This window comes from Cryobacterium sp. 10I5 (assembly GCF_035019865.1).
Lineage (GTDB): Bacteria > Actinomycetota > Actinomycetes > Actinomycetales > Microbacteriaceae > Cryobacterium > Cryobacterium breve_A.
On record NZ_JASJVI010000116.1, the window covers coordinates 1 to 8911 of the forward strand.

Sequence of the window (8911 nt, forward strand, 5' to 3'; positions counted from 1 at the left end):
CGGCAGCGTCAGATGTGTATAAGAGACAGGCCCTGGCCCCGCTCGGCGATGATGGATTCCACGACCGCGACGGCGACAAGAGACCCTTCGAGCTGGTCGACGGATGCCCCGGCCTTCTCCCGCAGGAACACGGCGGCGGTGAGGTCGGTGAGGGCCCCCTCGAGGTCGCCCTGCTCGAAGAGGACCTTGCCGCGGTTCTCCCTGGCGAACGCCGCAACCGCACTCCACTCGTGCGTCTCGGCCTCGAGAACGCAGTGGGTGAGCTCGCTCGCGGCGTCATCGAGCTTGCCCTGGAACTGCATCACCTGGGCCCGGCGGATGCGGCTGGCCGCGAGTTCCTCCCGGGATCCGGTGAACCGGGCCTGGCGCAGGGCGGCGTTGGCCATGTCGAAGGCCTCGTCGAGGCGTCCGATCAGGCGCAGCAGTGCGATCTTCTCGTTGAGCGCGGACAGGCTGCGCAACTCGCCGAGTTCGTCGAGGCGCTGCCCGGCGGCGAGCAGGTCGACTTTTTCACGGAGAGTGACGGCGTCGTAACCAATGATGATGGGCAGGGTGTAGTCCAGAGGCAAGGGCGGCCGGGTGTGCCGCGGACGATCGGGTTCCCTAACAGGATATCCCGACCGTGCCGCGGCGACACCCGTACGGGGGTGTGCCGGCGAACTCTCCGGCCCGGCCCCGGTCCGCTCGCCGCACCCCGCTAGTACCCCGTGTACGTGTCCTTGACGTAGGAGTCGACTCCCTCGGCCATGCACGCCTTCATCGACGCCTCGTAGCTGCTCCAGTTCGTCTTTGCGTCCGAGCCGTACAGGCTGAGGTTCTCGCCGAACGATCCGACGACATTCATGAACGTTCCCACGTCACTCGTCACCGCCCCGATCGGCACCGCGCCGCTGTACCCCGTTTTCGCGGCGATCCGGGTCTGGAGGTCGGCCTTGGCGGCGTTGAAGATGTCCTCGGCCGTCGCGTTCGGGCCGAGCCCCGCGCCGGCGCCCAGCGTGGGTGTCGCGCTGTTCGAGGACGGCAGGGTGAGGATCTCGCCCTTGCCGTTCGCCCAGTCGTTGAGGCACTTCGTCGCGAGCATCGCGAGGTCGACCTGTGCCTGGATGACCGTTCCGGCCTTGTCGATCGCGTCGGCGACCGCACCACCGGCTCCCGCGGCCCTGAGGCCGGCTGCCGCGAGTTTCAGCCCGACGGCGGCGACCTTGGCGACCATCAACTGGGCGAGGGACACCCCCGTCGCGACGGTGATCACGGCGGCGAGCATGCGTTGGCTGATCGAACTGAACCAGTTGCCGACCTTCTCGCGGGTGCTGTAGCGGTGTATCTTGGCCTCGACGTAGCGGTCCCTGTCCATGATCACCCACGCGGTCTGGTCCCTCGACGCGTCGGCGTAGTCCCAGCCGTCGAAGCGGTTGCCTTCGATGTCCTCGGCCTGCAGTTGCACTGTGGTCCCGCGCTTGTACCGGTTGCCGGCCCCTCCCGGGCAGTTGCCGGGCGTGGTCGCCGACAAGTCCTTCCCGGAGATCGTGTAGCAGATGATCGTCAGGTCGAGGGTGTTCGGGCCGGAGACGTTGCCCTGGGCATCCACCACGCGTGTCGGGCCGGTGCCGTCGGTGCTTCCCCCCACCGAGTAGGTGTACTGCCCGGCAACGGTCACGGCGGTGGTCACGGTGCGGCCGGGGCGCGAATAGAGAGGCGGGCATCCGCCGTCGTCGACGACGATCTTCTTGGCGGTCTCCGGGTCGAGGGCGGATGCCTGGCCCGAATCGTCGATGACCCGAACGTTCAGCCCGATGGGCGCGCAGTACTCGAGGCGATAGCTGCCGCCGCCATAGACCTTGGCGCGACCTTCGAAGAAGCCCTGGGAGGTGCCGAACTCCGCCATTTCGTCCAGGCCCGAGGCGTTCACCAGGCTCGTGATCGGGACGAGGTTGGGGGACCCGGCGATGGCGGCGGGCAGCAGGTACCCGGCCTGGCCCCGGGGCAGTTCGCCGGCGCGTTCGCAATAGCTCTCGTCGGCCGACAGGGGAGCGATCATGTAGGAGCCGCCCTGCGGAAGGTTCACGATGGGTGGCTTGCAGCTCGTGTTGTACCAGCCGGCGGTCAGCGTGATGGCGCTGTTGACCCGCGCCAGATCGATCTCCGTTCCCCCGGAAGTCCCCTGGTTGCCGTTCCAGACGACACCCTGCTGGGTGCTGCTGCTCCAGCGCACCGAGGCGGTGTTACCGGTGTAGCCGCGCCAGCCCATGATGGCGTATTCCGGTTCCGTCGTGGTCAGGTGCAGGCGTCCCGTGGCGACCATCGAGTCCGTGGTGGTGACCACGTGGTAGCCGCCGAGTGCGCTGTTGCTGGTCGTGGTCGTGGATGCGACGTCACCGCACTGCGTGAGGGGGCCGTCGTGTGCCCACGAGGCGCCGGCGGGCTCGCCCGTGCGCGCGGCGAAGTAGTCGCGGATCGCTTTCGAGACGACGGTGACCGTCACGCACTTGACCATGCTGAACTGGGCTCCGACCTGGAACCTGTCAGCCCAGGGCACGGTGAGTTGTGTCGTCGCGGTGGTGGCACCGCTTTTGAGCAGCTGTCCGGTCGGAGCCGCCAGCAGCGTCGTCGGGGTGTTGTCGCGTGACGAGCCGCCGAGCCACGAACCGAACGTTGCGGTGGGCTTCGCGGTGGCCACGACGGTGATCTTCGTTCCGGGAACGTATCCGGCCTCGCCGCCGACGGTGCAGGCTCCGGACGAGGGCTTCAGGCCCCAGCTGGTGGAAGGCCGATCGGCGGCTGTCACCGCGACGCTGCCGCCCTCGGTGACGGGGAGGTCGACCACCGTGCAGGCCTTGACGCGGAATGTGGCGGCGACCGCTCGATCGGCGTCCATCACGACCTGGGCGTAGAGGTCGCCGGTGCGGGTGGCTCCGGTGAGCGTGTCGAGAACGAACTCGCTGGCTCGGGAGTCTCCGGGGAGATTGGCGGGGACGAGCATCATGGTCACGACGGTGCCCGCCGCGTAGCGGGGGGAGCCGGCCTTCTGGTCGGCCAGCTCCTGGGGAGTGGACGCGTACGGACTCGCGCAGTTCGGCCGGGTCATCGCGCGTGCCCAGCCCTGCGCGTAGGGGTCGAGCAGGCCCCAGTCCACCGTGGGAGTCAGTTTCAGGGTGAAGCAGGTCGGCGCGTAGTGCTCGGTATAGCGGACCTCATTGAAACCGGTCACGACGAACCGGAGGGTCTGACCGGTCACCGGCCGAACGAGCTCGCCGACCACTCTGACCGCCTGAAGGACGCCGTCGATCGTCCAGCTGTCGACGGCGTAGTCGGCGTGCGCGTATGCCGTGGCGCTCACCACGCTGCCGGTGACGACGCCGAGCTTGTCGTCGCCGCAGCGCACGGAGTTGCCGTAGTCGACGGTTCCGGAAACGATCGGGTACGCACACAGCCTGGCGTCGGCCGTTCCGCTCACAACGGCGCCGGGGGCGTCGTCCCGCGAGATGAAGGTGACGCTGTACTCGGTGCTGACGGGGGCGAACTGGGCGGTCGTCACCGGGGTGAGCGTGCAGCTGCCCGCGAGCGCGGGCCCGTTGCATCCGACGCCGGGAAGGTCGAAGTACACCCGGCCGACGGCGGCGGAACCGGTCGTCGTGGTGGTCCAGGTGGCGGTGATCGGCTCGCCGTACACCCACTCGTCCACGGTCGGGGAGAACGTCACCGCGAGGTTCGTGCCCCGTGCTGACGCGGTGAACGTCGTCGCACTGTTCGACGCTTCGTTGTCGGCGTCGCCGTCGTAGCGCGCGTACAGGGTGTTCTCGCCCATCCGCACGGATGCCCCGGGCAGGGTGCATCCGCCGGTCCCGTTCGCGCTACAGCGGATGTCCGGCGAACCGGAGAGGACGATCGTGCCGGTGGGCGCGGGGCTGGTCTGGGAGCCGGCCTGCAGCACCCGCGCGGAGACCGCGAGGGCGTCGCCCGCACGCGCGCCGTCCGGAACGATCACCGCGACGCTCGTGGCGCGTTTGTCCACGGTGGCGGTCAGGTCCGCCGTCGCGGCACTCGTGTCGACACCGTCACCCGGTGTGGACGCTGCCACGGCGAGGGATCCGGCGTGCAGGGTGGGGACCGCGACCGTGCCGCGGAAGAACCCGGTGGCGCCGCTGCGGGTCAGGTTCAGGGGATAGTCGGTGCCCAGCACGGTGACCGTCGCGGGCACCGAACGGGAGGACCCCGTCAGGGTGCTGCTCGGCTCCGCCGTGACCGTGACCGTGAGGCTGTCGCCGACCGTGACCGGCTGAACAGCCAGGGACAGGTCGGTCGTGGGCGCGCTGACCGCGAGGTTGAGGACCGGGCTCGACGTTGTGGCCCTCAACGGCCCGTACTCGACGCTGGCGTGCACGGCCAGGGTGCCTCCGCGGAGGTGGGCGACGGTCACCGTTCCGCTCAGTCCCTCCGTGGAGCGGAACAGTTGCGTGGTGCCGATCACCGTGCCGGTGGCGTCCAGAAGATCCGCTCGTGTGCCGGCGGCGAGTCCCGTCGACGAAAAGGAGAGCCAGGCGGCGGTGACGGTCAGCTCGACGGAACCGCCGGCGACGAGCGCTGCGCCGGGGTCGGTCCGGGAGACCGTGAGCTGGGGGACGGGAACCGGCTGCACGGTCGTGACGGCGGGGTCCGAAGCGGCAGGCGCCAGTTCACTCGCCGCGGTGAAGGTGACCACAGCACGGATGCCGTGGGCCCCGGCGACGAGCAGGGTGGGAGCCGCGGTGCCGTGGCCGGCCGGGTCGAGGGTGATCGTGCCGAGGTCGCTGACCGTCGCATCCGGGCCCGTCGCCGTGAGGTTCACCTGGGTCACGAGGTCGAGCGGAACGCCGCTCAGGTCGACCGTGACCGGGAAGGCGGTGCCGAGCGGCGCAGAGGCGGGGGCTCCGACGGTGAGGACAGGGGTGTAGTTCTGCAGCTCGGAGACCGGCAGCACGTCGCTGCGGGTGGCATAGAGGCCGTCGCCGGTGTATTCGGCGCGGAGCGCGGGGTGCGCACCGGGTGCGGACAGCCGCAGGGTGACCGAGCCGTCTGCCAGGTTGCCCGTGGCGAGGATGCCGCCTGAGGCATCCAGGATGCGGATGCCGCCGGTCGGCACGGCGCGGTTCGGTGCCGCCGCATAGGTGAGGGTGAGGGTGCGGTCGCTCGGGGTGAGGTCGCCCGTCCAGACGGCGACGGGGGTCGAGGCGATTGCCAACGCGACCGTCAGCGCACCGGTCGCGTTCGACGGCTCGTACTGAGACGTCGTGTCGAAGTAGGAGGCCTGCACGGCGACGGTGCTCGCCTGGGTCGGAGTGAACGTGTAGCGGGCCGTGCCGTCGGCGGCGAGGGCCACTCGTGCGGAGGAACGGTCCGGCAGCGTGAAGGTCACGGCGCCGGGCAGGGTCGTCTCGCCTGCGGCCGCCGTCGTCGTGGCGACGAGCGTGACGGGGGTGCCGATCTCCACCGTGTCGACCGTCGCGGCGCCGGCCGAGATGGTGAGCGTGGTGCTCGTGAGCCCGGCGCCGATCGAGACGGTCTGGCCTGCGGATGTGGCCGGGGCGTGGTCGGTGTCGCCGACCACGGTCGCCGCCAGCGTGTAGCTGCCGATCGGCAGGAGTCCCGTGAGAAGCACGCTTCCGGTGCCGTGCTGGCCGGTCACGGTGACGGTACCGGTGGCCACGAGGGCGGAGGTGCGGGTGTTGCGCACCTCGACCGTGCGCGGTCCGTCCAGGTCCGAGGTGACGTCGACGGTCATCGCGTGGGCGCTTCCGCGCGGCACCAGGGTCGGGGAGGAGGCCGGCTGCAGGCCGGCGGAGACGCTCGTGCGTGCCGGGGCCATGGTGATCGTCGAGATGGTCTCGGAGGCCTCGAATCCCGTGGCCGGAACGAAGGCGAAGCGCAGGTCGGTGCTTCCCGCGTGGAGGGCGGTCGTGGGGATGCTGAGCGTCTGGGTCAGCTTGGACGACTCGGTGAGCAGGGTCTGGCCCGCCCAGACCTGGATCGTCCCCTTCACCACGGTGCCGTAGTCGGCGTTCGGCGCCGTCACGACGGCGGAGGCGTTGATCACCGTCCCGAGGGTGAACGGCGGGTTGTAGACGGTGGCGACGATCTGGGTCGGATCAGGGACGATGACCGCGCCGACCTGGTAGGTGCCGGAGCTGGGCTTGAACAGGGCGGATCCCGCGTAGTCGGCGGTGATGTACGGATCGAGAAGGAGCGTGACCTGCTTCTCTGCCGAGCCGTCCACGAGCGTGAGGGTCTCGGTGGTCCCGTCAATCGTGAGGTCGACGGTTCCGTCCGGCTTCATCGACGTGGAGTAGGTCGGCGCGACCGTCACGGTCACGGTGGCCGGTCCGTTCACCGCGGCGGCGGCATCCGTGCTGATGGTGACCTCGGTGTCGGCGAGGAACGACCAGATGTGCACGTTCGAGGTGCCAGGGGCGACGGCGGTGCCGGCCGGTTCGAAGCTGAAGCTGAGCGGATGTGAGCCCGGATCGAGCGGAGCCATGCCGCTCAGGGAGGCGCGGGCGACGTGCGGGTCGCCGGGCGCGAGGGCCAGGGTGACCCGGGCTCCGAGGGGGACGGCGCCGTCGAGGAACTGCACGGTGCCCAGCGGGTCGCCGTCCGGGACGGTGACCTCTGCCGAAAGGACGGGTGTCGCGCCATAGCCGTCGAATCCGATGCTGAGCACGGGTTCGATCAGTGCGGGGGCGACCGCCGACGACGGGGTGACGCTGGCCGCCTGGGCGGGTGCCGCCACGGTGACGGCCGGAACGACGCCGGCGACGAGGGCGACGACCACGAGCATGGCGACCCGCCCGCCGGCGGCCGTCAGGGGCAGGGTGCGCTGCCACGGGCGGCGCGGTGCGCTCGTGCCTGCGACCGTCGCGGCGGATGCGCCGGGCACGGCCGCGACGATGACGGCGAGTGCCATCCCGGTGAGGGCGAGCAGCGCCGCGAGGATTGCCGCGAGCACGAGCAGCCCGGTGGCGCTGGTGCCGTCGCCGTCGATCGCGCGTGATGCAGCGGTGCCGGCCCAGGTGAGGGCGGCGGATACTCCGGCGCCCACGACGACGAAGAAAAGCAGGGGGACTAGGCGCTTGCGCAGGCCGACGATCGCGGTGCGGACAAGCGCTCGGAGGGAGCGGGGAGCGTCGAGAGTTGCCGCGAGCAGGGCGGGCAGGAGGAGGAGGAGGGCCAGCGTCGGAACGGACGGGATGGCGGCTACGAGGGCGATGCGGGTGCCGCGGGTGAAGCGCGTCCCCTCCGGCTCGCGCACGCGGGCGTTCCGCACGAACAGGACACCGGCCAGGATCAGGGACGCAGCGCTCGCGGGAAGCGCCAGGATCGTGACGAGCACCAGGGCGAGGACCGTCAGCAGCAGGGCGAGCGCGAGCCGGGGAAAGGCGCGCGCCGCGACGAGCAGGGAGCGGCCGACCCGGGGTGCGCTCGCGCGAACACCCTGGGGGAGGTGGGCCCGGCGGTGCAGGACGCCGACCGCGACGATGCCGAAGACCAGGAGCGCGGCACTGACGACGGTGATGAGCGTGGTGACGATCGTGGCCCAGACGAGTGCGCCGTCGGCCGTTTCGGCCAGCCGACCGCCGACGAAGGTGCCACCGAGCAGGAGGAAGACCATCAGCACGAGGGGGCCGGCCACCACGGAGGCGGCGGCAACGCCCGCAGTGCGCAGCAGCATCATCGGCGACACGCTGCGGCGTAGCCGCTCGGAAAAGGACACACGTTCGAACTCGACAGCAGACATCGCTTGGACCCCCGGAGATCAGCGCGCTACCGTGCACGACAGTGTCTCGGAGCCTAGTGGCATTTTCGGCCTCGATCGGGTTTTTTATTGCAACGATTTGTCTTCGTCGCCGGGGGCCCTTTCGTGGGGCCGCAACGTCACCAAACGTTCATGTCCCGCTCCGGCTCAGTTGCCGATCTGGAATACCGTGCGGCCGGGCAGCGGGGACGGCGTCGCCGTCGCATCCGTGGTCACGAGCGCGGTCGCCATGAACTGGCGCAGCTCCGCGCCCTCGACGACCTTGGCCGGGTGCGGGCCGCCGGCGAGCAGCCGCGGCACCCAGGTCAGGTCGACCGGCGAGAGCGTCGCGACGAGCACGATGTTTCCGAACCGGCGCCCCTTGAGTACCTGGGTCTCGGCGAGGCCGATCACGTGCGGGAACACCGCGGAGAGCGTCGCCGCCTGCGCGCGCGCGAAGGCGAGCCCCGGCCCGTCGGCGACGTTCACGACGAGCACCCCGCGCGGGCTCAGCAACGGCCGGGCGAGCTCGTAGAATTCGCGGCTTGTCACGTGGGCGGGGGTGCGCGCGCCCGAGAAGATGTCGACGACGACGAGGTCGGTCGTACCGTGCAGCCCGGCCGGCAGCTTCGCGAGCACCTCGCGGGCGTCGCCGTGCCGCACCCGCAGGTTCGCGCGTTTGTCCCAGGGCAGCTCGGCCCGCACGAAGTCGATCAGGTCGCTCTCGATCTCGACGACCTGCTGCCGTGAGCCGGGCCGCGTCGCCTCGACGTACCGGGGGAGCGTGAGCGCGCCCGCGCCGAGGTGCACGGCCGTGATCGCTTCGCCCACGTCGCCGAGCAGGTCGATGACATGCCCGATCCGCTGCACGTACTCGAAGAACAGCTCGTCGGGGTTGTCGATGTTCACGTGCGACTGTGGCGTGCCGTCGACGATGAGCTCGAAGCTCCCCGGAACGAACCGGTCCGGCTGTATTTCCGCGACCATCCCACTCAGTTTCAGTGTGACCGACGGATGCTGCACTTCTGACCTGCTCATCCCCCCAGTCTCCCCCACGCACCCCGTCGCTACTCCGCGAGAGTACGAATTAGGCCCCTTCAGCGGCGCCGAAAGGGCCATATCTCCGCTCTCGCGGAAGGTGGGTGG

At 70.3% G+C, this 8911-nt stretch carries 3 protein-coding genes; all 3 read right to left on the reverse strand.

The window, feature by feature from the left end; all coding sequences use genetic code 11:
• Positions 1–8 precede the first annotated feature (8 nt).
• Positions 9–569, reverse strand: coding sequence for a hypothetical protein (locus tag QN350_RS17945; protein WP_323517025.1), 561 nt, complete (start codon positions 567–569; stop codon positions 9–11).
• Positions 570–697: 128 nt separating this feature from the next.
• Positions 698–7744: a hypothetical protein gene (locus QN350_RS17950; protein ID WP_323517027.1), complete on the reverse strand. Its 7047-nt coding sequence runs from the start codon at positions 7742–7744 to the stop codon at positions 698–700.
• 189 nt (positions 7745–7933) lie between these two features.
• Complete coding sequence (locus QN350_RS17955) at positions 7934–8803, reverse strand: fused MFS/spermidine synthase (RefSeq protein WP_322138821.1); 870 nt, start codon at positions 8801–8803, stop codon at positions 7934–7936.
• Between the last annotated feature and the right edge of the window lie 108 nt (positions 8804–8911).